This window comes from Acinetobacter portensis (genome assembly GCF_010646905.1).
GTDB classification, from domain to species: domain Bacteria; phylum Pseudomonadota; class Gammaproteobacteria; order Pseudomonadales; family Moraxellaceae; genus Acinetobacter; species Acinetobacter portensis.
In genome coordinates this window covers 301,446-326,230 of sequence record NZ_JAAARQ010000002.1, presented here as the reverse complement: position 1 = coordinate 326,230, position 24,785 = coordinate 301,446, and the positions used below count along the sequence as shown (strand labels likewise).

At 35.5% G+C, this 24,785-nt stretch carries 23 protein-coding genes; 14 read left to right on the top strand and 9 right to left on the bottom strand.

From position 1 onward, the window contains the following. Positions 1-3: 3 nt before the first annotated feature. The 3 genes from GTK57_RS01460 to rubA all read right to left on the bottom strand — a co-directional run bounded on the left by GTK57_RS01460 (position 4) and on the right by rubA (position 2,408). Positions 4-948 (bottom strand): alpha/beta fold hydrolase, encoded by a 945-nt coding sequence (locus GTK57_RS01460; RefSeq protein WP_152875813.1) that lies wholly within the window; start codon positions 946-948, stop codon positions 4-6. Between the two features lie 51 nt (positions 949-999). Next, positions 1,000-2,178 (bottom strand): NAD(P)/FAD-dependent oxidoreductase, encoded by a 1,179-nt coding sequence (locus tag GTK57_RS01455; protein ID WP_152875814.1) that lies wholly within the window; start codon positions 2,176-2,178, stop codon positions 1,000-1,002. A 65-nt stretch (positions 2,179-2,243) separates the two neighbouring features. After that, positions 2,244-2,408, bottom strand: a complete 165-nt coding sequence (gene rubA, locus GTK57_RS01450) for a rubredoxin RubA (RefSeq protein WP_152875815.1) — start codon at positions 2,406-2,408, stop codon at positions 2,244-2,246. Positions 2,409-2,912: 504 nt separating this feature from the next. Here rubA and GTK57_RS01445 point away from each other — a divergent pair. Continuing rightward, on the top strand, positions 2,913-3,455 hold the full coding sequence (locus tag GTK57_RS01445; protein WP_152875816.1) for an adenine phosphoribosyltransferase: 543 nt from the start codon (positions 2,913-2,915) through the stop codon (positions 3,453-3,455). Positions 3,456-3,534: 79 nt separating this feature from the next. Here the strand turns inward: GTK57_RS01445 and GTK57_RS01440 are convergent, their stop codons facing one another. Then, positions 3,535-4,032: a YqiA/YcfP family alpha/beta fold hydrolase gene (locus GTK57_RS01440; RefSeq protein WP_163120938.1), complete on the bottom strand. Its 498-nt coding sequence runs from the start codon at positions 4,030-4,032 to the stop codon at positions 3,535-3,537. 336 nt (positions 4,033-4,368) lie between these two features. On the opposite strand from GTK57_RS01440, the gene lysS reads away from it, so the two are divergent. From lysS to GTK57_RS01395, 9 genes are all read left to right on the top strand, one after another. Then, positions 4,369-5,898 (top strand): lysine--tRNA ligase, encoded by a 1,530-nt coding sequence (lysS, locus tag GTK57_RS01435; RefSeq protein ID WP_152875818.1) that lies wholly within the window; start codon positions 4,369-4,371, stop codon positions 5,896-5,898. Positions 5,899-6,212: 314 nt separating this feature from the next. Then, positions 6,213-7,127: a sulfate adenylyltransferase subunit CysD gene (gene cysD / locus GTK57_RS01430; RefSeq protein ID WP_163120937.1), complete on the top strand. Its 915-nt coding sequence runs from the start codon at positions 6,213-6,215 to the stop codon at positions 7,125-7,127. Positions 7,128-7,269: 142 nt separating this feature from the next. After that, positions 7,270-8,886: a sulfate adenylyltransferase subunit CysN gene (gene cysN / locus GTK57_RS01425; protein WP_163120936.1), complete on the top strand. Its 1,617-nt coding sequence runs from the start codon at positions 7,270-7,272 to the stop codon at positions 8,884-8,886. A gap of 52 nt (positions 8,887-8,938) precedes the next feature. Beyond that, the gene (locus GTK57_RS01420) at positions 8,939-10,495 is read left to right on the top strand and encodes a DUF2971 domain-containing protein (protein ID WP_163120935.1); all 1,557 of its coding nucleotides are present in this window, start codon (positions 8,939-8,941) and stop codon (positions 10,493-10,495) included. 62 nt (positions 10,496-10,557) lie between these two features. Continuing rightward, positions 10,558-11,067, top strand: coding sequence for a PadR family transcriptional regulator (locus GTK57_RS01415; RefSeq protein WP_163120934.1), 510 nt, complete (start codon positions 10,558-10,560; stop codon positions 11,065-11,067). 14 nt (positions 11,068-11,081) lie between these two features. Then, the gene (locus GTK57_RS01410; RefSeq protein ID WP_163120933.1) at positions 11,082-11,327 is read left to right on the top strand and encodes a DUF2798 domain-containing protein; all 246 of its coding nucleotides are present in this window, start codon (positions 11,082-11,084) and stop codon (positions 11,325-11,327) included. Positions 11,328-11,402: 75 nt separating this feature from the next. Next, entirely contained in the window at positions 11,403-11,588 is a 186-nt protein-coding gene (locus GTK57_RS01405; protein ID WP_152874015.1) for a hypothetical protein, read from the top strand. A 142-nt stretch (positions 11,589-11,730) separates the two neighbouring features. Further along, positions 11,731-12,723 carry an NAD(P)H-quinone oxidoreductase gene (locus tag GTK57_RS01400; RefSeq protein WP_152874016.1) on the top strand — a complete coding sequence of 331 codons (993 nt, stop codon included), beginning with the start codon at positions 11,731-11,733 and terminating at the stop codon, positions 12,721-12,723. 169 nt (positions 12,724-12,892) lie between these two features. After that, positions 12,893-13,396 carry a hypothetical protein gene (locus GTK57_RS01395; RefSeq protein WP_152874017.1) on the top strand — a complete coding sequence of 168 codons (504 nt, stop codon included), beginning with the start codon at positions 12,893-12,895 and terminating at the stop codon, positions 13,394-13,396. A 67-nt stretch (positions 13,397-13,463) separates the two neighbouring features. Here GTK57_RS01395 and GTK57_RS01390 read toward each other — a convergent pair whose 3' ends face one another. The 3 genes from GTK57_RS01390 to GTK57_RS01380 form a co-directional block, all read right to left on the bottom strand. Further along, complete coding sequence (locus GTK57_RS01390) at positions 13,464-14,804, bottom strand: CitMHS family transporter (RefSeq protein ID WP_163120932.1); 1,341 nt, start codon at positions 14,802-14,804, stop codon at positions 13,464-13,466. Between the two features lie 384 nt (positions 14,805-15,188). Then, positions 15,189-16,511 (bottom strand): hemolysin family protein, encoded by a 1,323-nt coding sequence (locus tag GTK57_RS01385; RefSeq protein WP_163120931.1) that lies wholly within the window; start codon positions 16,509-16,511, stop codon positions 15,189-15,191. Positions 16,512-16,639: 128 nt separating this feature from the next. Then, a complete protein-coding gene (locus GTK57_RS01380; RefSeq protein ID WP_152874019.1) occupies positions 16,640-17,629 on the bottom strand; it encodes a LysR family transcriptional regulator in 990 nt (329 codons plus the stop codon). A gap of 631 nt (positions 17,630-18,260) precedes the next feature. Between GTK57_RS01380 and GTK57_RS01375 the strand changes: the two genes are divergently transcribed. The 3 genes from GTK57_RS01375 (at position 18,261) to GTK57_RS01365 (ending at position 21,634) form a co-directional block, all read left to right on the top strand. Continuing rightward, positions 18,261-19,862 carry an isocitrate lyase gene (locus GTK57_RS01375; protein WP_152874020.1) on the top strand — a complete coding sequence of 534 codons (1,602 nt, stop codon included), beginning with the start codon at positions 18,261-18,263 and terminating at the stop codon, positions 19,860-19,862. Between the two features lie 245 nt (positions 19,863-20,107). After that, positions 20,108-20,905, top strand: coding sequence for a DUF535 family protein (locus GTK57_RS01370; RefSeq protein ID WP_163120930.1), 798 nt, complete (start codon positions 20,108-20,110; stop codon positions 20,903-20,905). A gap of 144 nt (positions 20,906-21,049) precedes the next feature. Then, the gene (locus tag GTK57_RS01365) at positions 21,050-21,634 is read left to right on the top strand and encodes a 1-acyl-sn-glycerol-3-phosphate acyltransferase (protein WP_171522148.1); all 585 of its coding nucleotides are present in this window, start codon (positions 21,050-21,052) and stop codon (positions 21,632-21,634) included. Positions 21,635-21,690: 56 nt separating this feature from the next. Here GTK57_RS01365 and GTK57_RS01360 read toward each other — a convergent pair whose 3' ends face one another. Further along, positions 21,691-22,014 carry a hypothetical protein gene (locus GTK57_RS01360; RefSeq protein WP_152874023.1) on the bottom strand — a complete coding sequence of 108 codons (324 nt, stop codon included), beginning with the start codon at positions 22,012-22,014 and terminating at the stop codon, positions 21,691-21,693. A gap of 648 nt (positions 22,015-22,662) precedes the next feature. Between GTK57_RS01360 and GTK57_RS01355 the strand changes: the two genes are divergently transcribed. Next, positions 22,663-23,937, top strand: coding sequence for a Glu/Leu/Phe/Val family dehydrogenase (locus GTK57_RS01355; protein ID WP_152874024.1), 1,275 nt, complete (start codon positions 22,663-22,665; stop codon positions 23,935-23,937). Between the two features lie 67 nt (positions 23,938-24,004). Here the strand turns inward: GTK57_RS01355 and GTK57_RS01350 are convergent, their stop codons facing one another. After that, positions 24,005-24,721 carry a FadR/GntR family transcriptional regulator gene (locus tag GTK57_RS01350; protein ID WP_152874025.1) on the bottom strand — a complete coding sequence of 239 codons (717 nt, stop codon included), beginning with the start codon at positions 24,719-24,721 and terminating at the stop codon, positions 24,005-24,007. Between the last annotated feature and the right edge of the window lie 64 nt (positions 24,722-24,785).

The window sequence follows — 24,785 nt, the reverse complement described above, 5'->3', positions numbered from 1 at the left end:
GTCCTAATTTTTCGATTTAAAGTGATGTACAAATAATCCGCTAAGATATGGAATAAAGTGCGGAGGGACATCATGCCCCATTCCTTCAATTAATTCAAACTTAGCGCCCGGTATTGCTTTTGCAACAGCCTTACCATGTCCAGGAGGTAATAAACGATCACAAGAGCCATGAACCACAAGTGTTGGCTTTTGAATTTGCTTATTTAATTGTAGCAATGATCCTGTACATAATATTGCTAAAAACTGTTGAAGTATACCCGTTGGGTAGTAACTCCGATGATAAAGCTTTTTCGCGGTCTGCATTGCTTCTAGTTGGTTCACGAAACCTGGTGATCCAATCGTTTTTAACAAATGGATACTATGATTAATAATACCATTTTCATCAGATGACTCTGGCTTACCAATTAAACTTAACAGTTGTTTTGGATAAGGCAAAGGTAAAAAAGGTTTATTATTACTGGTAAAGAGTAAGCCAAGGCTTTGCACTTTTTCAGGGTAATTTGATGCAAGAATTTGCGCAATCATACCGCCCATCGAAGCACCAATCACATGCGCTTTTTCAATACCAAGTTCATCAATAAGTAAAGCTGCATCTTCAGCCATATCATATAAACTATAAGGTGCACCTTGATTTTGTAAACCTAGGGAAAAACGACCCATCATTTTTATGGTATTTAGTTTTGGACCTTTATTTCGAATTTTACTTGATAGCCCAATATCACGATTATCATAACGTATTACACGAAAGCCTTGATCAATAAGCGACTTACAAAAAAAATCAGGCCAAAAAAGTAATTGTGCACCTAAGCCCATAATAAGCAAAATGGCAGGATCTTCCTTTTTTCCGCCTAATTCTACATGCAGCTCTATGCCGTTTGTTAACTGAACTTTAGTTTCAGACATAAAAGAGGTGTAAGGGGAGTCCTGATATTTTAGGGCACTATTCATTTTTATTTTCCTACAACAAGGATGTTTTTAGGCATCCTTGTCATTTAAACCTTAAACAGATGCAGGAATCAAGTCAGGAACAAGTTTAGTTAAAGTTAAACGTTGTTTCGCTGCAGTTGCACCTAATAATACAAAGCCACGTAAAGTGTCAGATGAATCGAAAGCTTTTGCAATCATACCATCATCTAATTCTTCTGTTTGCCATGTGACTTCAAGGTCATTTGGAACAGCTAAAACAGTCAGTGGTGCAGCAGGTGTTTTTACCGCAACAGGCATTGCAGGGTAGTGAACTGCTGTATTTGCACCATTGAGGGTTTTAGCAAGTGCGCGTGCTTGTTGCATAATTGGCATAACGTAAGGCAGTAAAGTACCATTTACTTCTGCACAGTCACCAACGGCATAAATATCTGCTTGATTGGTTTCAAGTTGATTATTGGTAATCACACCACGTGCAGTTTGAATATTTGCTGTTTTAGCAAGTGCTATATTGGGTTGTAAGCCAATTGCAGAAAGAACCGCATCTGCAACAAAAGATTGTCCGTTTGCTAAGGAAACGACATAGCTGTTGTTTTCTGCTTTAGAAATTTTTTCAACAGTTGTGCCAAGTACAAACTTAACGCCTGTATCTTCTAGACCTTGTTTGAATGCAGATGCAACATGAGCAGGAAGTAAGCGACAAAGTGGCTGCGTTGCTAAATCAATGACGGTGACTTTGTGATCTGTGTTTTGTAAGTCATTGGCAAATTCACAACCAATTAAGCCAGCGCCTAAAATGACCACACGTTTATCGTGATTTTGGTCAATTTGCTTACGAAAAGCAGTGTAGTCACTTAGGTTGTTAACAACATGAATATCATCACTTGCATCGCCTGAAATGGCAAGACGAATTGGATTTGCACCTACAGCTAAAATAAGTTTGGCATAGGTTAAAGATGATTCAACACCATCTTTTTCAATGCTTAAAAGGTGATTTTCTGCATCTATGCTTTTCACCCATGTATTTTTTTCAATGCGCATATTGAGCTGAGCACTCATTTTTTCTGCATCGCCTAAAGCTATTTGCTCAGGTGCTTTTTTGCCTACTAATGCGTTTGAAAGGGTTGGTTTTGCATAATTTACTGCGTCATCGGCACAAATCATAACAAGTTCTTGTTCTGTATTAAGTTTACGGAACTCACGTGCTACGGTATAACCCGCCATACCTGAACCAATAATGACGATAGGATGCATAACAATCTCCACGTTAAAAGGAATAGTGCATAAAAAAGACCAGAGTATGGTCTTTATACTGATGCTTAGATTTCAATCATTTCAAAATCTGCTTTAGATACGCCACAGTCAGGGCATGTCCAATCATCTGGAATATCATCCCATTTAGTACCTGCTACGATACCATCTTGAGGACAGCCTTCTGCTTCGTCATAAATCCATCCACATACGATGCATTGATATTTTTTCATTTGACTCTCCAATACCGATCTAAAAGGGATCGGTGAAAATCCTTATAAAGGCAAGATACTATTTTATATGACAATCAGCGTTCATATAGATACGTAAATTTTTACGCAGTTATGTATCTAAAGTAAAGTAGATATACATCTTTAATTGCGCATTTTTAAAACTGAAGGTAATTAATGAACAAAACTTGTCACAAATACAGAGTGAATTTGTTTATTTGGCGAAATGTCATTTCTATCGTTTGAAAATCTAAGAAGTCAGTTTGTTTATAAATAAAACAATATGCTTGATTACGACTTAAGTTGAACAGAAATTTTTGAAAGAATCAGGTATTTTATAATTAGATGAATCTATAATTAATATTTAGATAAAAAATAAACCAATTAAAACAACCGGTTACTATTTTACTTGTGTTCGCTATGCATTCGTTTTAGCCTCCTTTTGCTAGCTCTTATTGAAAATAAGCGGTAAAATTCACTCATTCCTTCCCAATTAAATTTTCTCCCATGAGTAATCAGTCTACAGCTTTGTGGTCACACATTCGTACGGTTCAAGATTTTCCAAAACCAGGCATTTGTTTCTTCGATCTTACGCCATTATTTATGAAAAACATTGGTCTTTTGACTGATGCTCTTATTGCGAGTATTCCTGCTGAAAAACTTGAAGAAGTTGAAAGCTTTATTGCAGTTGAGGCACGTGGTTTTGTATTGGCAAGCTTGCTTGCACAACGTACAGGCAAAGGTTTAATTCTGGTTCGTAAAGCAGGTAAATTGCCACCTCCTGTTGTAGGCGTGGGTTATAGCTTAGAATATGGCTTAGATCGTTTAGAAATGTCTGCTGAAATTCAAAGCCAAAAAGTGATTATTGTAGATGACGTACTTGCAACTGGTGGTACTTTAAAAGCAGTTAAACAACTTGCTGAAAAATGTCACCACAATGTTTTAGGTGCGAGCATTTTCTTAGATTTACCAGATTTGCATGCCGATTTAGGTCTAGATATTTGGACTGTTTTAGATGATAAATCTAAACCTGAAACAGTTGCAGCATAAGTTTTATTGATTATTCGATTGCTAAAAAGCCACATTGATTGTGGCTTTTTTATTTTCTAGATTCGTGTTTTTAACCGCTTTAAAACGTTTTCTCAATTTCTACAATTAAATCATTCATTTTTTCAGGATGATCTAAGCGGTGATGCCCACCCTCGATACTTTGGATTTGCATATAATTTTCCAAAAACTCTTTGGTCGCATGCATATCTAAATTTTCATCACCCAACTCTAAATATGCCATTTGCTGAATGTCATGATTTAAGTCTGCATCGGTAATTGGGGGATAATCATCGCGGAAATTTGGTCTTAAACTAGGGTTGGCAATGACACATGGAATTTGATGTTGAAATGACATCAGTAACGCCCAGTAGCCACCCAAGCTATGACCGACAATAATATTGGGTTTAATTTTTTCAACAATATCATGATAAAACTGCGAAACAGTTTCAAAATTTAAATTACGATAATCGACGTTAATACAATACTTTTGCTGAGCATCAAGCGCATGAAATTTTGTTGAATCTCTTGAAGAGTCCAAGCCATGGAAAAACAAAATTTTTGAAATACAAGTCGTCATTATTTTTTATTCACAAAGCGAAGAAAATAAAAATGTTAAAACGTGATTTTTCAACAAATGGTCAACCTTTATCTTAATGAAAAATTGATCTTATAAATGTTAGATTTTCGTCTATTTTATGGCTGGTTTTAAGCCTTTAGTCTAGGTTTTAATCCATTTTTTTGACTTAAAATGAATAGGTTTTGGTCTGTATAAAATGGTAAAGAAGAATTTAATGATTATTATTTTGTACTACACGGCAGATTTTTATCAATGAACAGTATTTCCCACTGCGCATTGTGATGTAAATCTGCTATGCTATGCCACTTCTATTTCTTATCTAATTACGAGGCAGAGATGACGCAAAATAACGCTCAATCGACTTCTGAACAACCTATTTCCGAAAACGATTTAATTGCACAGCGTCATGCCAAGTTAAAGCAAATCCAAGAACAAGCAAAAGAAACGGGTGTTAGCCCTTGGCCAAATACGTTTAAACGTGAGCATTACGCACAAGATTTACAAGACCAGTTTGCCGAAGTATCTAAAGAAGATATTGAAGCAGGTGAAAAGGTTTATGTATCTATCGCAGGTCGTGTGATGTTGAACCGCGGTTCATTCATCGTAATTCAAGACATGACGGGTCGTATTCAGTTATATGTTGCACGTAAAGAACTTGCACCTGAAGTATTAGAAACAATTAAAGGTTTAGACCTTGGCGATATTATTGCTGTTAAAGGCTATGTAGGTCGTTCAGGTAAAGGCGATCTTTATGTACATATCGAACACTTCGAACTTTTAACTAAATCATTACGTCCACTTCCAGATAAGTTCCATGGTTTAACAGATACAGAAGTGAAGTATCGTAAACGTTACCTCGACTTAATCGTAAATGAAGAAACACGTAAAACTTTTGAAATTCGTGCAAAAGTGGTTTCAGGTATTCGTGCATATTTAACCAACGAACGCTTCATGGAAGTTGAAACACCAATGATGCATGTGATTCCAGGTGGTGCATCTGCGCGTCCATTTGAAACGCATCATAATGCTTTAGATATGCCATTGTTCTTACGTATTGCGCCTGAGCTTTACTTAAAACGTTTGGTTGTTGGTGGTTTTGAACGTGTATTCGAAATTAACCGTAACTTCCGTAACGAAGGTGTTTCTACGCGCCACAACCCAGAATTTACGATGATTGAATTCTATCAAGCTTATGCAGACTATAAAGACTTGATGGAACTCACTGAAAAAATGCTTGAAAAATTAGCCATCGACATTTTAGGTTCTTCAGATGTTCCTTATGGCGAAGAAGTGTATAGCTTCAAAGGTCCATTCAAGAAAATTTCAATGTTTGATGCCATTCTTGAACATAACCCAGAATTTACTCCTGAAAATGTAGCTGATCGTGAATTCCTTGCGAATTTCGTAAAAGAAACATTAAAAGAGCAAGTGAAGCCTGGTTTTGGTTTAGGTAAACTTCAAACTATCGTATTTGAAGAAACAGTTGAAACGCAGCTTCGTCAGCCTACTTTCATTACAGAATATCCTGCTGAAACTTCTCCATTGGCACGTCGTAATGATGATAATCCACATATCACAGACCGTTTTGAGTTCTTCATTGGTGGTCGTGAATTGGCAAATGGCTTCTCAGAATTGAATGACCCAATTGACCAAGCGGAACGTTTCCAAGCACAAGTAAATGAAAAAGATGCAGGCGATGATGAAGCAATGCATTACGATGCAGACTTCGTTGAAGCTTTAGAATACGGCTTACCTCCTACAGCAGGTCAAGGTATTGGTATTGACCGTTTGGTTATGTTATTCGCGAATGCACCAAGTATTCGTGATGTGATTTTATTCCCTCATATGCGTCATAAAAACGTATAAGATGTGAATAATAAAAAACCCGCCAAGTGCGGGTTTTTTATTGTTTAAAGTTTAAATGTTTATAATTTTATAGATTAACGACTTGAAAAGCATACTTGATGCTTTGGGTTAAAAATGAAATTGAATAGATGAATGACAGTCAGTTTAAATACCTGATTAATTATATTTTATAAGCAATATCAAAAAAGCTTTATATGATGATTTTGCATATTAATATCACAAAACAAGCAATAGCAAAGATAACTAAATCACTATAATGAATATCAAATTTCATATGTGTCATAAGGACACGTTTTTCTAAGCTGGTGTTGTCCATGTCGTTAAATGAGGAAAGACTTACTCATCTAAAACAGCTTGAAGCTGAGAGTATTCATATTATCCGTGAAGTAGCAGCTGAGTTTGAAAACCCAGTTATGCTTTATTCAATTGGTAAAGATTCAGCAGTCATGCTGCATTTAGCCCTCAAAGCATTTTATCCTGCAAAGCTTCCATTCCCACTACTTCACGTAGATACAGGTTGGAAATTTAAGGACATGATTACCTTCCGTGACAACATGGCAAAAAAACACGGTTTTGATTTGATCGTGCATCAAAACAAAGAAGGGAAAGATGCGGGCATCAATCCATTTGACCATGGTAGTTCTAAATATACAGACATCATGAAAACTCAAGGTTTAAAACAAGCCTTGAATAAATATAAGTTCGATGCAGCTTTTGGTGGCGCGCGTCGTGACGAAGAAAAATCACGCGCAAAAGAACGTGTGTATTCATTCCGTGATGACAAACATCGTTGGGATCCTAAAAATCAACGTCCTGAACTTTGGAATCTTTATAACGGTAAAGTAAACCAAGGTGAAAGCATTCGTGTATTCCCATTATCAAACTGGACTGAGCTTGATATTTGGCAATACATTTACTTGGAAAGCATTCCATTAGTACCACTCTATTTAGCTGCAGAACGTCCTGTGGTTGAACGTAGCGGTACGTTAATTATGGTTGATGATGAACGTATGCCTTTAAAAGAAGGCGAAGTTCCACAAATGAAATCGGTACGTTTCCGTACATTGGGTTGTTACCCACTTACGGGTGCTGTTGAGTCTGAAGCCGATACATTGCCTGAAATTATTCAGGAAATGCTTTTGGCAACCAGTTCTGAACGTCAAGGTCGTATGATTGACCATGATGAAGCAGGCTCGATGGAGAAGAAGAAACAAGAGGGTTACTTCTAGAATCTCTCCCTAAAAATCTCCCCAAACCCCTCTTTATTAAAGAGGGGCTTAAAAGCGGAGGAAGTCTCCCTTTACTAAAGGGAGATTTAGAGGGATTAAAGATATTAGAACCGATTTCAAAAGAATATGTGGAGTTTGAGCAATGTCTCATCAATCAGATTTAATTAGCCAAGACATCTTGGGTTATTTAAAACAACACGAAAATAAAGACCTTCTACGTTTTTTAACTTGCGGTAACGTAGATGATGGTAAGTCGACTTTAATTGGTCGTTTGCTTTACGATTCAAAATTGATTTATGAAGATCAATTGCAAGCGGTAACACGTGACTCGAAAAAAGTCGGTACAACAGGTGATGCGCCTGACTTGGCTTTACTTGTAGATGGTTTACAAGCTGAGCGTGAACAGGGTATTACCATTGATGTGGCTTACCGTTATTTCTCTACAGAAAAACGTAAGTTTATTATTGCCGATACCCCAGGACATGAACAATATACGCGTAACATGGCAACAGGTGCATCTACTTGTGACCTTGCGATCATCTTAATTGATGCGCGTTATGGTGTTCAAACGCAAACACGTCGTCATACATTTATTGCAAGCTTGTTAGGCATTAAGAACATTATTGTTGCGATTAACAAAATGGATTTGGTGGAATTTTCTGAAACACGTTTCAATGAAATTCAAGCTGAATATGCAGGTTTTGTTGCGCAATTAGGTGATCGTAAACCGTCAAACATCATCTTTACGCCAATTTCTGCATTGAATGGCGATAACGTGGTGAACAAGTCTGAAAATACACCTTGGTACACAGGTCAAACGTTAATGGGTTCTTTGGAATCTGTTGAAATTAATCGTACATCTGCGAAGCAAGATTTCCGTTTCCCTGTTCAATATGTAAACCGTCCGAACCTAGACTTCCGTGGTTTCTGCGGTACGATTGCTTTGGGTGATATTAATGTTGGCGATACAGTTAAGGCTTTACCATCGGGTAAATCATCAACTGTTAAAGAAATTGTGACTTTTGATGGCAACCTTGAACGTGCTGTTGCGGGTCAGGCTGTAACGCTTACATTAAATGATGAAATTGATATTTCACGTGGTAATGTTTTAGTACGTGTAGATCAAGCTGAACCATTTATTTCACGTTCTGTGAATGCGACTGTGGTTTGGATGGCAGATCAACCACTTGTGATTGGTAAATTGTATAACTTGAAAGTGGGTACGCAAACTGTTCCTGCAAAAGTGACTGCGATTAACTTCCGTACAAACGTGAATACGCTTGAAAAAGCGCAAGTTGAAAGCTTAGAGCTAAACTCTATTGCCAATGTAACCGTTGAGTTTGATGCACCTGTTGTATTTGACCGTTATCAAGACAGTCGTTATACAGGTTCGTTTATCTTTATTGATCGTTTAAATAACGTGACGATTGGTGCGGGTATGGTGGAGGAGTCTGTTGAATGGACTGCACATACAAACCCTGTAACAGCGGAAGCTCGTGCTGCTCGTTTAGGTCAAAAACCTGCGTCTATTACTGTTTCAGCGAAAGCATTGGAAAATGCGCAAGCACTTGAAAACTTGTTGCTTCAACAAGGTGTGGTTGCTATTGCGAAAGCAGGTTTAGATGCTGCTCAAGTTGCACTTTTACGTGAAACGGGTATTGCTGTTATTACGACTGTAGATGAAGCTACAGATGTAACATTTACTGTAGATGCTGTTGAAGAGTTGGTTGAAAAGATTGTTGAGTTGGTTCGTCTGTAATTTAATAAAATAGTTTAAAATACCCCACAAATTGTGGGGTATTTTAATAAAAATGGTTGAATTAGAAGATGCGGAAGATATAGTTTGTATATTTAAATTCATTTTAGGTTTGTGTAGAAAAATTAATATAGAAGAAAATCCTGAAATTAAACATGAATACTATTTGAATTTAGATGAAGCTTTAATAATATTTAAAAGTGTACTTGCTAAAGAAAGAAGAAAATCTACTTGTCGACTAAAGAAAGCTAAAGTTGAATTAAGTGAGATGAGTTTTGATGAGGAAGAAAAAGGATTATTAGTTTTAACTCAAAAACTGATTAATCGAATAAGTACGTGGATTGAATTGTTAAATAAGCTTGAAAGCATAGTTTATTTTTCAACTGGTAGAATTTTGTTTTTTAAAGATAAAATTCGTGCTTATGATTATTTAAAAAAAGTTAAAGATACTTGTGAGGAATATTATTCAGCTAGGTTAATTTTAAATTTAGCAGATGAAAAATTATTTGAATATTGTAAAGATATTGGGTTTGAAGATACTTTTTTAAAAGTATTGCAAGCATCTTTTAACCACAATAACTCATTTAAAGATTATAGTTTACCAAATGAGTTAAATAGAGTAGATAAGAAAAATAAAGTTTTAATATATTTACTAAATTTCTATGTGCATAATATTTTGGATAAATTAATTGTTAGATTTGATGATCATGAGCGTAAGGTTGCTCATTATACTTCATTGTTTGGTTTTGATAAGTTAATTGTTGAAAGCAAGCCTTTGCGTTTAAATTCGGCAGATTTAATGAATGATCCTAGTGAAGGGCAATTAATTTTTCCATACTTAGGAATTTCTAATGAAACTAATGATAATACTTTTTTAAGTTGTTTCACATTTAATCATAACTCATTAAATCAGTTTAGATTATATGGACGTACAAATAATAAAGAAGGAACTGGTATAAGTTTAGTTTTAGATAAAACTTATTTTTCAAATACTGCTAATGGTTTTATTTTTGATAAATTGATAGAAAGTCCTTTAAAAAAAGATAGAGTCGATGATGGTTTTACAGAATATTTACCTTTATTTAGGTGTGTTTATATAGATACGAAAACTGGTTTTATTGATGTTGCTAAAAGAAATAAAACTTCATTCTATCAGGAGTATGCTACTCATGATTTAAGTATTGATGAAATTAAAGCACATTGGGTTGAATATGAAAGCTCTATAAATAGTATAAATAAAAATGTATATGAAGATTTACAGAAAATTAGTGAAATAGTTTCTCTTTTAAATAAAAATAAAAAAGATGATAAAACTTTAGAGAGAATTATAAAGAAAACTTTAAGGCCATTGAGGTTTGTCTTTAAACACTTAGCATTTCAAGAAGAGCAAGAGTGCAGAGTTTTTTATGTAACTACACTTAGTGATACAAAAGTTAATATACCAAATAATGAGCAAAGAGTCATTTATGAATATGGTGCAGATATAAAGGATAGTTTAAACAATATTTATATAGGACCAGCTCTAAGTGAAAAATTTACTTACATTCGTAAAGTTCTAATTGATACAGAGGTTAAGATACAGGTTTGTGACAGTCCTTTTTTTAATCAGTAGTGGATATTAAGTATAATTTGAATTAAGATATATCTTAACTAAAACTAAGATATATCTTATTTATGTCAAAATCAGAAATCCTTGCTGAAATTGATGGCACTTCACAGCCCAGAAAACGCTTGTTTGAAGCAGGGGAAATGAAACTACTCGTGCTTCATTTTATTTCACAACAGCCCAAATTCAGTTACGACATCATTAAAGATGTATCGGCACTTGTGGGTGGAAACTACAAACCAAGCACAGGCACCATTTGCCCAACCATTAACTACCTAGAAGAACAAGGCTATACAGAAGTTCATTTAAGTGAAGATGATCGAAAGCAATATCACATCAACCCCAAAGGCTTAGAGCATCTACAAGCACAAAAGCAAAAATTAGAAAAAACACTTAATCGCTTTAATACACGTAACAAAATTCAGAACAATGCAGATTTAATGCAAATTAAACAAGCAATGGAACAGCTAAAATCTTCACTCAGACAGCACTTACAAGATGATGAAATCCATCCTGAAAAAGTTGCAAAAATTGCCGAAAAAATCCACCAAGTAGCAGTAGAAATTAAAGATCTATAGGTTCAGTAAAAGTTATGAGTCGTATTAAAATTCATCCAAAACATATGGCATGGCTCATGCCATTCATTCTTTCAGGCATTATGAGTGGCGCAATTTCTTGCTACAACATGATTTTAAATAAAGGATTAGTACACGACTTTTTTCAATTATGGTTATCTGCTTGGAGTAAGTCTTGGTTGTTGGCATTTCCATTAATTTTGATTGTTTTACCTTTGGTACGTAAATTTTTATTAAACTTTATTGATACAAGCAAGTTGTAAAAAATAAGCTATAGAACCTTCATTCGCTGTCATTCATAATGAAAATGAAACCATTATTGGCAATGAGATATATCAATGAAATATTTAACCATCTTCATCTGTTTAGGCTTATCTGCATGTGCAACACAACCATCCAAAAATATTCTTCAAGAAACAAAAGAATGCGCACAATACAGAGCAATGATGACTGCACCAATGCCACCAAGCGAACATGAAAAACTCAAAGTTGCATGTGAGCAATCACAACAACATCAACAATAAATTCCAAATACAGAGTATGAAAATAGGTTTAAAGGCATAAAAGTAAGTGCTAGACCAAAGTGCGAGTACACTTCATTCCAAGTGTTAACTATGTTCAAATACGCATAAGAAACATGAATAGTGAATAAATAAGGAAAGGCAAATGTCACAAGCAAGCATGCAACAAGTCATTATTACAGAACCGGGCGATGTCGATAAACTTGCCTACGAAACAGTTGCAATTCCAACACCACAAGCAGACGAAGTACTGGTAAAAGTACATGCATTTGGTATTAACCGCCCAGATATCTTACAACGCCAAGGCTTATATCCAATGCCAAAAGGCGTAACACCTGTACCGGGGCTAGAAGTTGCAGGTGAAGTATTTGCTGTTGGTGAAAGCGTGACACAATTTAAAGTGGGCGATAAAGTTTGCGGACTAACCAATGGTGGTGGCTACGCACAATATTGCGTTGTGCCTGAAAGCCAAACTTTAAATATTCCTGAAAATGTAAGCTACGTTCAAGCGGCTGCCATTCCTGAAACATTTTATACGGTTTGGGCAAATATCTTCCAAATGGGCAAAGCCAAAGCAGGCGAAACTGTACTCATTCATGGTGGAACAAGCGGTATTGGTACCACAGCACTCATGCTTTGTAATGCATTAGGATTGAAAACATTTGCAACCGTGGGTTCAGATGAAAAAGTACAAGCCATTTCAAACATCACTACAGCCATTAACTACAAAACTCAAGACTTTGAGCAAGTAATTAACGAAGCAACCGATAATGCAGGCGTGGACGTTATTCTCGATATTGTTGGTGCGCCATATTTAGCACAAAATTTAAATCTATTACGTCGTGATGGTCGCTTGGTGTATATCGCCTTTTTAGGTGGTGCAAAAGCCAAAGAAGTGAAGCTTGGTCAAATTATGATGAAACGATTGACCATTACAGGCTCAACCATGCGTGCACGTAATACAGCAGAAAAAGCTGAAATTACCCAAGGCTTAAAAGCCAATGTTTTACCACTTTGGGCAAAAGGCGAATGCTTACCTATGATTTATAAAACATTCAAATTCGACCAAATTCAAGATGCACATGCATGTATGGATACAGGTGAGCATGTCGGTAAAGTCGTGGTAGAAGTTTTATAAGTTTTAGACTGCCAATGATTTAAGCTATAAATCAAAAAACCACTGCATTTGCGGTGGTTTTTTATTGCTAAGCCCAAATGAAAAGATGCGGTATAGGTTTGAAGATATATTTCCATGATGATTTATGCGAAAATACGACTTTATCTATTTATTAGTCCAAAGGCATTTCATGACTGACCAATCTCCTGAATCTTTAAGCGATATCGAAATTGTAGATATTTTACAATCCATGAAAAACGATGAGCTCAATATAGAAGCAAAAGAGATTATTCGTAATGGCGGTAAAGCAGGTCGTCAGGAAGCGCATAAACAAGCACTCGTTGCATTGCATACAGCATTTGAAGAGCGTTTTGTAGAGGCAGTAACTCTAGCTTTAGGCTTAAACGAAGGTCAGGCGAAAAAAATTCGTTATAAAAAAGACCGTATTCGTATTTTGAAAGTACGTGGCATCGATTATTTAGCAATTGACGGTGCAGAAACAGCACAAGTATTGTCACAAGTAGCACAAGCAATTGTTCGTGAAGATGCAATTGTGAATTCTGGTCTTCACAATATTTTTCCATTTTGGAAAGAAGGCTGGCCGATGGTTCAGTTCGATAATGCATATACGATTTTAGAAGATGATATTAACATTCACTACCAAGCAGTTTTAGATGCTTTACTAAGCAAATAATTTTAGTTCGGTATTTTAAATGCCAATAAAAAAGCACCCTAAGGTGCTTTTTTTTATGCTTAAGATATTATCCAAGTGTTGAATAAAGAGGGAACACACCAAATACAAGTGCAGCAACAAGCATGACTAAACAGGTAATAATTGCCCATTTAATGGTGAATTTTTGATGAGCACCAAATTCAATACCTGCCAAGCCAACAAGTAAGTAAGTTGATGGAACAAGAGGAGATAATAAATGCACAGGCTGACCAACAATAGATGCACGTGCCATTTCTACAGGGCTAATACCATAATGAATTGCTGCTTCTGACAGAATTGGAAGTACGCCATAGTAGAAAGCATCATTTGACATAAAGAAGGTTAAAGGCATACTGATAATAGCAGTAATAGGTGCTAGGAAAGGACCCATACTTTCAGGAATAATCGCTACTAGCTCTTTAGACATGGCTTCAACCATACCTGTACCTGCTAAAATACCTGTAAAAATACCTGCCGCAAAAATAATACCAACCACGTTTAAAGCACTACCTGCATGGTTTGCAATTAGTGATTTTTGCATGTCGATGTCTTTATAGTTCACAACAAGCGCAATACTCAGTGCAATCATGAATAAGATAGACATTGGTAAAATGCCATAAATTAATGACACCATAAGTACAACAGTCAGTAAAGCATTGAACCAACGTAAGTGTGCGCGGTTCGCTTCAGGATTTGTTGAAATTTGAATTGAATCGCCATGACTGATATCTAATTCAACAATACCTAAACGCTTACGTTCCATACGGCCATACATGAAGCCGACGATATAAAGCCAGAAAATGGCAAATATCATAGGTAAAATCATAGGAACGAATACATCACTTGGGTCTACATGCAAAGCACTTGCTGCACGAGCAGTAGGACCACCCCAAGGTGTTAGGTTCATAATACCGCTAGCAAGCATCATTAAACATGCCATGATAAGCGGGCTCATACCTAAGCGTTTGTAAAGCGGTAGCATTGCAGCCACACAGATCATATACGTTGTTGAACCATCACCATCTAAAGAAACAATGAGAGTTAAGGTAATTGTACCCATGACCACTTTCAGTGGGTCACCTTTTACAAGGCGTAAAATCCATTTTACAGAGGGGTCAAATAAACCTGTATCAATCATGATTGCAAAATAGAGGATTGCGAAAAGCAACATCACACCAGTAGGTGCTAGTTTTTTGACGCCTTCAAGCATCATTTCACCAAGCTCGTTCAGGTGAATATTGTCTAGTCCTTCTACAAAGAAACTAAGACCGTATGCAATTAGAGCAAATAGAACGGGAATTAATGTAAGTGCAACAAGCGGTGTTAGGCGTCTAGACATGATTAAATACATGAAGCAGATAATCATACCCAAACCAAGAATGGTGAGCATTATTTCAATCCTTTGAATTATGTTGTGAGTATTATTTTTTCTTAAAAGCGTTACGATAGTAGTGAAAAAATGATGAATTAGAAACAATGTGGAAAAAAAGTGATTTATTCGATCATTTTATGGGGAAATAGTATATAAAAAACAATAATTTAAATTTTAAATTTGATGTCGAAGAGAGAAAATAATCTTGAATATGTGTAAGTATAGGTAATTACGTGTTAATTCATGTAATTTGGTTGATTTTTTTGGTTATTTAATCATCTAAAGTCGATTGTTTTTATATCAATAAAAGTGCAAAAGAATAATTTTTATACTATTTTGTTGAAATAGACTAGTCATCAATTTCACTTTTTTTATAAGGTGGTGATATAAAAAAGAATCAGATTACTCTGATTCTTTTTCAATAGTTTGGTTAACTTCATTGATGCGAGTAACTAACAACTGGTCAATTTTAAAGTGGTCGACATCGACAACTTCAAATTTATAATTGCCATAAATTACCGTGTCAGCAGGACGTGGAATTTTACGCAGTTTATACATCATAAAACCAGCTAGGGTTTCATAGTTTTCATCATCTGGCATGGTGTCAATTTCAAGCGCATGCTTCAAATCTTCAATTGGTGTACTACCATCAATCAACCATGAATTTTCGTCACGTTTAATAATTTGCAAATCTGCTTCAATAGGGGTAACCCAATCACCCATCACGGTAATCATGATATCTGAAAGTGTAATTACACCAACAACAAGTGCGTATTCATTAATCACCACAGCAAATTTTTCTTTGGTTGAGCGAAAACGATCGAGCAACTCAGAAAGGGTTAATGTATCTGGAATGGTTAAAACATTACGGATGGTGTTTTCATTGAGTTGTAGTAAAGATTGATTATTTAGAATACGAACCAAAATATCTTTAGCATCTACATAGCCAATCACATCGTCAATATTTTCACTACAGACTAAAAACTTAGAATAAGGGAATTCAGCCAGTTTTTGACGAATACTTTCTTCAGATTCTTTGAGAGTGAAAAAGACGACATTTTCACGGGTTGTCATGCTCGACGGGACATTTCGTTCTTCAAGTTCAAATACATTTTCAATGAAATGATGTTCTTGCTTTTGCAATACGCCTGCTTGCGCACCTGCATCCATAACTGCAGAAATATCGGCAAAAGTAATGTTGTCATCACGAGTTGTATTTACTTTAAATAAGCGAAAGAGTAAATTCGCTAAACTATTGATAAACCAAGCCAAAGGTTTACAAACAACAATAAAGACTTGAATAGGGTTAATAACAGAAATGGCAATTTTTTCAGGTGCGATCATTGCCAAGCGTTTTGGCATAAGATCGGCAAATAAAATAAATAATGATGTCACTAACGTAAATGAAAGCGTAAAACTAATGGTTTCTGCCCAAGGGCCAACATAAAATTGGTTTACAAAGCTAATGAAGTAGGGGCGAAATGCACCTTCACCTAAAATACCGCCAAGAATTGCGACAGCATTTAAACCAATTTGTGACGCTGCAAAGAAATCTGCAGAGTTACCTTGTAAATCTAAAACTTTCTGTGCTCGGTCTTCACCCGATTCAGCAAGAATCTTAAGTTTTACTTTTCGAGCACCTGCTAATGCAATTTCAGTTAAAGATAAAAATCCAGCCCCTGCAATAAGGACTAAGATAATAAGAATATTTTGAAAAAGGCTCACGAATCCACCTGTGGCTCATCATTATTATGAATATTTTTAACACAAATTAACCTGAGGTTATATAAAAATATTCGCTCAGGTTCATAAAGGATAATCTTAATAAATAAGAACTTATAAATAAATAGGAATTAATAAGTTGAATTTTGAGTGTTATTTAATAAAAACTCTCGATTCTCTTCTTCAATCATTTGACGAGCAACATATAGAATAAGTTGGCGTAACCAACGATGTGCAGGATGATGATGAAGTAAAGGGCACCATGCCATTTTTAATTCAAATTCAGGAATATAAAAAGGAGGATCTTTAATTAACAGATTTTGACTATTCGATTGTAAACTTGCAATACGCGTTGGCAATGTTGCAATTAAGTCTACATTTGAAGCAAGTAATGCAGGCATTTGGTAATGGCGGGTAAATACTGAAATTTTACGTTTTTGACCAATACGCTCTAAAGCTTGATCAATCCAGCCTAAGCCAGCTTGTTTTTCAGGATTAACACCAAAGCCAACGCCCATACCTGTTTTAGATACCCAAATATGTTGTGCATCTAAATAACTTTTTAAGTTTAAGTTGGTTGCAGCAGGGTGCTTACTATTTAACAAGCAAGAAAAGCTGTCACGCCAAACTAAAACTTGATGGAAACTTTGTGGAATTTCATTGAATCTATTAATGGCTAAATCGACTTTACCTTGTTCCATATCTCGATAAGACACATCACTAGGCGTTAAAAAGTCGAGTACGACATTTGGTGCTTCAGAGCGTAAGGCTTTAACTAGGCGGGGAACTAAGGTTGCCTCTGCATAATCTGAAGTCATAATTCTAAATACACGGTTAGATGTATAAGGACGGAATTCTGTACGCGGCTCTAAAATCATCGATAAATCAGACAACGCATCACGAATGCGAGGTTGAAGTTCTAAAGCACGTTCAGTGGGCGTCATTCCTTCAGAAGAACGAATAAGTAGCGGATCGTTAAATAAATTGCGTAATCTGCGTAAAATATTACTCATTGCAGGTTGAGTGACACCCAATTGTTCTGCGGCACGAGTTACATTTTTTTCGCGAAGAAGTACATCAAGATAAATAAGAAGATTAAGATCTACCCGCTCTAGATTCATACAGGAAATACCGAAAATAAAATCAAGAAATTATAGTGATTATGCCATAAGGAGTAGGGCTTGTGTAGAAATATGGTGGAAAAAACAACAGATTAGCGAGATAAAAATAAGAGCGTCGAATTTAAAAGTAAAGTGTTATCAAGGAGCTTCATCATTAATATTGAAGATAAATACAAAATAGCAGTGAAAATTGACGCTCATTTACAGGATTAAATAAGCTTTAAAAATAAGGGAATAAATTTTGACTTAAAAATGATCATTTTTTGCTATGTTAAATTGACTGTAAGATAAATTTTTACTGTCAAAATAGTCAATTTTTCATATTTTAAATAGGGGGCAGACTTAAGTCGAATAAATAAAAAATGAACAATTTGATTGAAAATAAAACAAATTAATTTAGATTAAATATTATTAAAAACAATTACTTATATTGCTGTATTTTGATTATAATTAGACTTTAATCTATATATTTTTTAAATAAATAGTGAAGATTCTTAGAGAATATTGGATTAATTTTTTAAGTCAATCTACTCTGTATCCATAGCAATGAAGCGGTTGAAAATTAAACAGCCTAAAAGCAAGTTTAATTTTCAATTGAAAAATCCTAAAAATACATACAGGGTAAAATATCATGACAACATATCAAACAGCGATTGATGCAATCCGCGAATTAAAAGCAAAATTCGGTAACACTTGGGCGGACATCAGTCCTGAAGATGCTGCGCGTATGCAAATCCAAAACCGTTTCAAAACTGGTTTAGATATTGCGAAATATACAGCTGCTATTATGCGTCGTGATATGGCTGCATATGATGCTGACTCTAGCCAATACACTCAATCATTAGGTTGCTGGCACGGTTTCATCGCACAACAAAAAATGATTGCGAACAAAAAATACTTCGGTACAACTGATCGTCGCTACATCTACTTATCTGGTTGGATGGTTGCTGCACTTCGTTCAGAATTCGGTCCTCTTCCTGACCAATCTATGCACGAAAAAACTTCAGTTCCTGCATTAATCGAAGAAATCTACACTTTCCTTCGTCAAGCTGACGCGAAAGAATTAAACGACTTGTTCCGTGCGCTTAAAAAAGCAAACGAAGCAGGCGACACAGCTAAAGCTGCTGAAATCACTGCACAAATCGATGGTTTCCAAACTCACGTTGTACCAATTATTGCAGATATCGATGCTGGTTTCGGTAACGAAGAAGCGACTTACTTGTTAGCTAAGAAAATGATCGAAGCAGGTGCTTGTGCACTTCAAATCGAAAACCAAGTGTCTGACGCGAAACAATGTGGTCACCAAGCTGGTAAAGTAACGGTTCCTCACGAAGACTTCATCGCGAAAATCCACGCGCTTCGTTATGCATTCTTAGAAATGGGTCTTGATGACGGTATCATTGTTGCACGTACTGACTCTGAAGGCGCTGACTTAACTCAAAAAATCCCAGTAGTTAAAGAGCCAGGCGACATCGCTTCTCAATATATCAGCTACTTAGAAACTTCTGAAATTGACATCGCTGATGCGCAAGAAGATGAGATTCTAATCAAACGTAACGGTAAATTACACCGTCCTAAGCGTCTTGCTTCTGGCTTGTACCAATTCCGTGAAGGCACTCAAATTGATCGCGTTGTACTTGACTGCGTATCTAGCCTTCAAAATGGTGCAGACTTACTTTGGATTGAAACTGCAACGCCAAATGTTGATGAAATCGCTCACATGGTTAACCGTGTACGTGAAACAGTGCCAAATGCGAAGCTTGTTTATAACAACAGCCCATCATTCAACTGGACTTTAAACTTCCGTCAACAAACTTATGATCGTTATGTTGCTGAAGGTAAAGATGTTTCTGCTTATGACCGTGCGAAATTAATGAGCGCTGAGTATGACGAAACTCAATTAGCGAAAGATGCTGATGAAAAAGTACGTACATTCCAAGCAGATGCTTCTCGTGAAGCAGGTGTGTTCCATCACTTGATCACACTTCCGACTTACCATACAGCTGCGCTTTCAACTCACGAGCTTGCTAAAGGTTACTTCGGTGAAGAAGGTATGCTTGCTTATGTTGCTGGCGTACAACGTAAAGAAATCCGCGGTACAATTGCATGTGTTAAACACCAAGCAATGGCTGGTTCAGACATCGGTGATGACCACAAAGAAATCTTCGCTGGTGACAATGCATTGAAAGCTGGTGATGACTCTAAAAATACAATGAACCAATTTGGTGGTTAATCCTCTAAGTTGATTTAAAAGGAACCCTGCGAAAGCAGGGTTTTTTATTAAAACAACTGTAAAAGTGATGTGTTTTTTATAAAAATAAATATATGTGATATTGTTTGCAAAAAAATACATGTATAAAATAATGCAAAATAAAATTTTAAAACATTGGCTCATTGAGCCTAGTTGCCTTATTCAAAAATCGAAATCTAAATATTTACGTTATATTTTTAGATATCTTTTCAACTGGAAAGCACATTATGGCTGGGGTTGAATACTTAAACTCATCGAATGATATGCTTTCTTGGAAGAAAGCATATGGTCCAGACTTATATCTAAAAACTCAATATCCGTATTTAAGTGGACAATTTAAGCCACAACAAACATTAGCGTGTTTAAAAGACCATTATGATTGGCTTGTATCAAATATTGATTCTAATCATTATTCTCAAGAAGAAACGTTACTTTGGAAACAGGCTATTGAAAGAGATGATACATCTCAAGATTTGGCCGTTTATTTGAAGTATAAAGCACCATTTTTACATGAAGGTGAGATGGCATTGATTTTGAAGTTAAATAATCAAATTCAGTACACAATTTCATTTACATATATTTTGAATAATAATGTGCCAACATTTTTCATAGGTGGCTTGCAGGGAGGAAAACCCGAGGTTACGAGTCCAGAGCTAATCAAAAATTTAACTAAACAATTACATGGTTTACGTCCAAAGCAATTAATGATTCATGTAATTTCAATCATGGCAGATTTTTATCATTTAAGTTCACTTATTGGTGTATCTAATCAAAACCATGCTTTTCAAAGTAGTCGTCGTAAAAGTAAGCGAGCAAGAGTGAAAGCAAATTTGAATCATTTTTGGCAAGATTTTGACTCGCATATAAGTGATGATGGAAATTTTCATTTTAAGCCTATTTCTAATTTAATAAATTTAGAAGAAGTTCAATCTAAAAAAAGAAGTCAGTATCGGAAAAGACAAATTATCCTCGATGTAATGGTCGAGCAATGTATGAGAAATCTACAGAAAATTTCTAAAACTTAAGTCATGTTTTTTAATTATTGAAATTACATTTTATTATTTATATGTGAATGCATAAATAGATGCATTTTTTTAGAGTTTTACTTCTATTAATTTTTACACTTGATAGAATTCACTCTCTTTATGTATTGGTTGGTTGTTACTCTAGTGTTTGAAAAAGCTGCAGAAAAAAGTTTAGGTTTGATGGGGTGGGAAATTGACAACCATTGGCCTTTAGATTTAGATCAGTGTGTGATGATTGCTGCGCCACATACCAGTAATTGGGACGCACTTTATGCACGACTTGCATTAAAAGCATTGGGTGTAAATGTTCGCTTAACCATTAAAGATAGCTATATGAAACTTCCATTTGGGCCTTTTGTGCGTGCAATGGGTGGAATTGGAATTGATCGTCGTCCGAAAGAAGCAGGGCAAGAGCGATTAAGTATGGTTCAGGTGGTGACGGACTTATTTAAGACGCATCCTAAACTTGTCATGTTGGTAACACCTGAAGCAACGCGAGCTAAACAAGAAAAATGGAAGACTGGGTTTTATCATGTCGCTGTAAATGCCAATGTACCTATTGCTTTGGCTTATATGGATTATGCAAATAAAAAAACAGGTGTTGGAAAAATTGTTTATCCCTCTGGTGATATGGATAAAGACATGAAAGAAATCATGGGTTTTTATTCAAATATTCACGCTAAGTTTCCAGAAAGCTTTAGTGTGGACACGCGTTATTTTTCTGAATAATTGAGTGTAAAAGCAAGCTGATAATTTAAGCTCGGCTTGCTTTAAGTTAATGCTTATTAGTCTGTGTTCTTGGTCACACCACCTAGGCTTTGACAGGCTTCTTTGTAAATAGCATATTGTTGTTCTACAACTTCATGTAAAGAAATCTCAAAAAGCTTTTCACCATGTTTATAACTGTCAATATATGAACTTGCTTTTTGCTTTGATGAATAAAGTGATTGTTCATAATATGAAGTAATCGAACTATGCGGAATTTGGGCACTTTCCACATTTATGCATTGGAATTGAATTAATAATGTTTCAGCTTTTTTTATATCTTTAGATGTACCTATACAGCCTGTAAGAATGAATGTAAGGCATAAAAAGCTTAAAATTTTCATGATCAAAATAATATGGAGTATTGGGTGTGGAATATTGTATAAATCTTTTTACATCCAAATTCATATGAATTATATCGTTTGATCAAAAAATGAATAAATGTGACAAAATGCACACAAATAATCAATTTTGTTTTTCAAACATCCGCTATTTAAAAGTGTCATCCCATCGCGAATTTGCATAATAGATTTTTTGTTGCCCAATGAGTGATATAGAGCAGAGCGGTTTGAAATAAAGCCAATTAAAAATAAAGTATTGAAGATATTGTGAAATAGCATTATTCAATATTATTTAACTAAATTAAAATGAGCTGATGAAAATAAAGAAAGTAACAAATTGTTAAGATAATTGTTGAATTGTACTCAATTACTGAATATTTAGAACGTTTTGTTATACTTCGCGCAACTGTAAGCGCATTAGTTTTCGGTTAAAATTATTAAGTATTTTTAAATAGTTGAGGCATTCAAACTTTGATTTGAAAAATCAATTATCGAATTTTGCACAGTATATGACCGAGTTTTGTTACAATCGGTTAATTGCATACTTTGTTGCATATTTGAATACAAATAATAAGTTTTAATTAGAAACTAATGTTAAGAAATTTAAAGAGAGTCTATAAGGATCTCAATAAATTCATAAAAGGAATATAAATGTCTAATCTCTCATACGCAAATGCAGAACATGGTCCTTGGAAAACGTTTTTAGAACAAGTAGATCGCGTTGCGCCATATTTAAGTGAAGATCTTGTAAAGTACGTTGATACTTTAAAGCGTCCTAAACGTGCTTTAATTGTAGATGTTCCAATTATTATGGATGACGGTAGTATTCGTCATTTTGAAGGTTACCGTGTTCAACACAACCTCTCGCGTGGTCCAGGTAAAGGCGGTATTCGTTACCATCCAGATGTTGAAATTAATGAAGTTATGGCACTTTCAGCATGGATGACCATTAAAACAGCTGTTGTAAACTTACCATTTGGTGGTGCTAAAGGTGGTATTCGTGTTGACCCACGTACATTATCTCCACGTGAATTAGAGCGTTTAACACGTCGTTATACAAGCGAAATTAGCCATATTATTGGACCTCAAAAAGATATTCCTGCACCAGATGTAGGTACTAACCCGAATGTAATGGGTTGGATCATGGATACTTATTCATCTAGCCAAGGTCACACAGTAACTGGCGTTGTAACAGGTAAGCCAGTTCATTTAGGTGGTTCTTTAGGTCGTGTGAAAGCAACGGGTCGTGGCGTATTTATTACAGGTTACGAAATTGCGAAAAAAATTGGTTTAAGCCTAGATGGTGCGAAAGTTTCGGTTCAAGGTTTTGGTAACGTTGGTAGTGAAGCTGCAAACTTGTTCAGCGAATACAAATCTAAAATCGTATGTATTCAAGATCATACAGGCACAATCTTTAATGCTGATGGTATCGATTTAGAAGGTTTGCATGCACACGTTGCAGCAACGCAAGGCGTTTTAGGTTTTGCTGGTGCTAAACAAATTGATAATGAAGATTTCTGGGATGTAGAAACAGATATCATTATTCCTGCTGCATTAGAAGGTCAAATTACTGTTGAACGTGCGCAACGTTTAAAAGCGAAAATGATTTTAGAAGGTGCTAACGGCCCAACATACCCAGAAGCCGATGACGTTTTAGTAAGTCGCAACATTGTTGTTGTGCCTGACGTAATTTGTAATGCTGGCGGTGTAACTGTAAGTTACTTCGAATGGGTTCAAGATATGGCTAGCTTCTTCTGGAGTGAAGCTGAAATTAATGAACGTCTTGATAAATTAATGATTCAAGCTGTAGCTGATGTTTGGAATTGTGCTGCTGATAATAAATGCACAATGCGTACAGCAGCCTATATTCTAGCGTGTGAACGTATTTTACGTGCACGTAAAGAGCGTGGTATTTACCCAGGTTAATTCTTGGTTAAAATAAAAAAGCCTCCATATTCGGGGGCTTTTTTATGACTTTAAAATATAAATGGCACTATTTTTTAAGTTGGTCATATGCAACTTTAGTATCTTGTAATTGAACTAATGAAGCATGGCGTGCAGATAAAGGGTCTTTATTTTCAATAGCGGTCAAAATGGCTTTATGTCTTGGTAAAGAATGATTTTGCAAGTTTGGTCTTAAACTTGTGACTTGAATAGACTGCTGTAATGGAATAACTAGCATTTTTAGCATATATGCAAGCAAGTCATTGTGTGTGGCTTGCGCAATTGCTAAGTGAAATTGAATATCAGGATAGATAAACTCTTCAACGTTATTTGCTTTTTCCATGTCTTTATAAGCATTTTGAATTTTTTGGATATCTTCATCTGTTGCTGTACTTGCTGCTATATATGCAAGTTCAGGTTCTAATACACGTCGAACCGTAGATAAAGTTTTAAAAAATTCATTTTCTGGTGTGGTTTGAATTAACCAAAAAAGTACATCTGGATCGAGTAGGTGCCATTCATCTTTAGGGCGTACAACGGTTCCAATTTTTGGTCGTGAATAGGTTAGGCCTTTTGCATTGAGTACACGAATGGCTTCGCGAAAAACAGGACGGCTCACTTTAAATTCTTCACATAGTTCAACTTCACTGGGGAGTTTTTCGTTTTCTTTTATTTCACCAGAGACTATTTTTAAACCTAATTGTTGCACAATGAGCGCATGTTGACTTTTACTTGGGGAAGGATTCTTGTAGTCAGAGTTATTCATATTTCAAATTTAAGCACGGTTATCGTCTTATGGTATAGGTGACCTTGAAATTTAACAAGGTCAC

Coding starts and splice junctions, on each gene's coding strand:
- GTK57_RS01405 (WP_152874015.1), top strand. CDS start 11,403: ATGAAATATTTAACCATCTTCATCTGTTTAGGCTTATCTGCATGTGCA.
- GTK57_RS01460 (WP_152875813.1), bottom strand. CDS start 948: ATGAATAGTGCCCTAAAATATCAGGACTCCCCTTACACCTCTTTTATG.
- GTK57_RS01350 (WP_152874025.1), bottom strand. CDS start 24,721: ATGAATAACTCTGACTACAAGAATCCTTCCCCAAGTAAAAGTCAACAT.
- GTK57_RS01375 (WP_152874020.1), top strand. CDS start 18,261: ATGACAACATATCAAACAGCGATTGATGCAATCCGCGAATTAAAAGCA.
- cysD (WP_163120937.1), top strand. CDS start 6,213: ATGTCGTTAAATGAGGAAAGACTTACTCATCTAAAACAGCTTGAAGCT.
- GTK57_RS01410 (WP_163120933.1), top strand. CDS start 11,082: ATGAGTCGTATTAAAATTCATCCAAAACATATGGCATGGCTCATGCCA.
- GTK57_RS01400 (WP_152874016.1), top strand. CDS start 11,731: ATGTCACAAGCAAGCATGCAACAAGTCATTATTACAGAACCGGGCGAT.
- GTK57_RS01360 (WP_152874023.1), bottom strand. CDS start 22,014: ATGAAAATTTTAAGCTTTTTATGCCTTACATTCATTCTTACAGGCTGT.
- cysN (WP_163120936.1), top strand. CDS start 7,270: ATGTCTCATCAATCAGATTTAATTAGCCAAGACATCTTGGGTTATTTA.
- GTK57_RS01390 (WP_163120932.1), bottom strand. CDS start 14,804: ATGCTCACCATTCTTGGTTTGGGTATGATTATCTGCTTCATGTATTTA.
- GTK57_RS01355 (WP_152874024.1), top strand. CDS start 22,663: ATGTCTAATCTCTCATACGCAAATGCAGAACATGGTCCTTGGAAAACG.
- GTK57_RS01445 (WP_152875816.1), top strand. CDS start 2,913: ATGAGTAATCAGTCTACAGCTTTGTGGTCACACATTCGTACGGTTCAA.
- GTK57_RS01380 (WP_152874019.1), bottom strand. CDS start 17,629: ATGAATCTAGAGCGGGTAGATCTTAATCTTCTTATTTATCTTGATGTA.
- GTK57_RS01440 (WP_163120938.1), bottom strand. CDS start 4,032: ATGACGACTTGTATTTCAAAAATTTTGTTTTTCCATGGCTTGGACTCT.
- GTK57_RS01370 (WP_163120930.1), top strand. CDS start 20,108: ATGGCTGGGGTTGAATACTTAAACTCATCGAATGATATGCTTTCTTGG.
- GTK57_RS01415 (WP_163120934.1), top strand. CDS start 10,558: ATGTCAAAATCAGAAATCCTTGCTGAAATTGATGGCACTTCACAGCCC.
- GTK57_RS01455 (WP_152875814.1), bottom strand. CDS start 2,178: ATGCATCCTATCGTCATTATTGGTTCAGGTATGGCGGGTTATACCGTA.
- rubA (WP_152875815.1), bottom strand. CDS start 2,408: ATGAAAAAATATCAATGCATCGTATGTGGATGGATTTATGACGAAGCA.
- GTK57_RS01420 (WP_163120935.1), top strand. CDS start 8,939: ATGGTTGAATTAGAAGATGCGGAAGATATAGTTTGTATATTTAAATTC.
- GTK57_RS01395 (WP_152874017.1), top strand. CDS start 12,893: ATGACTGACCAATCTCCTGAATCTTTAAGCGATATCGAAATTGTAGAT.
- lysS (WP_152875818.1), top strand. CDS start 4,369: ATGACGCAAAATAACGCTCAATCGACTTCTGAACAACCTATTTCCGAA.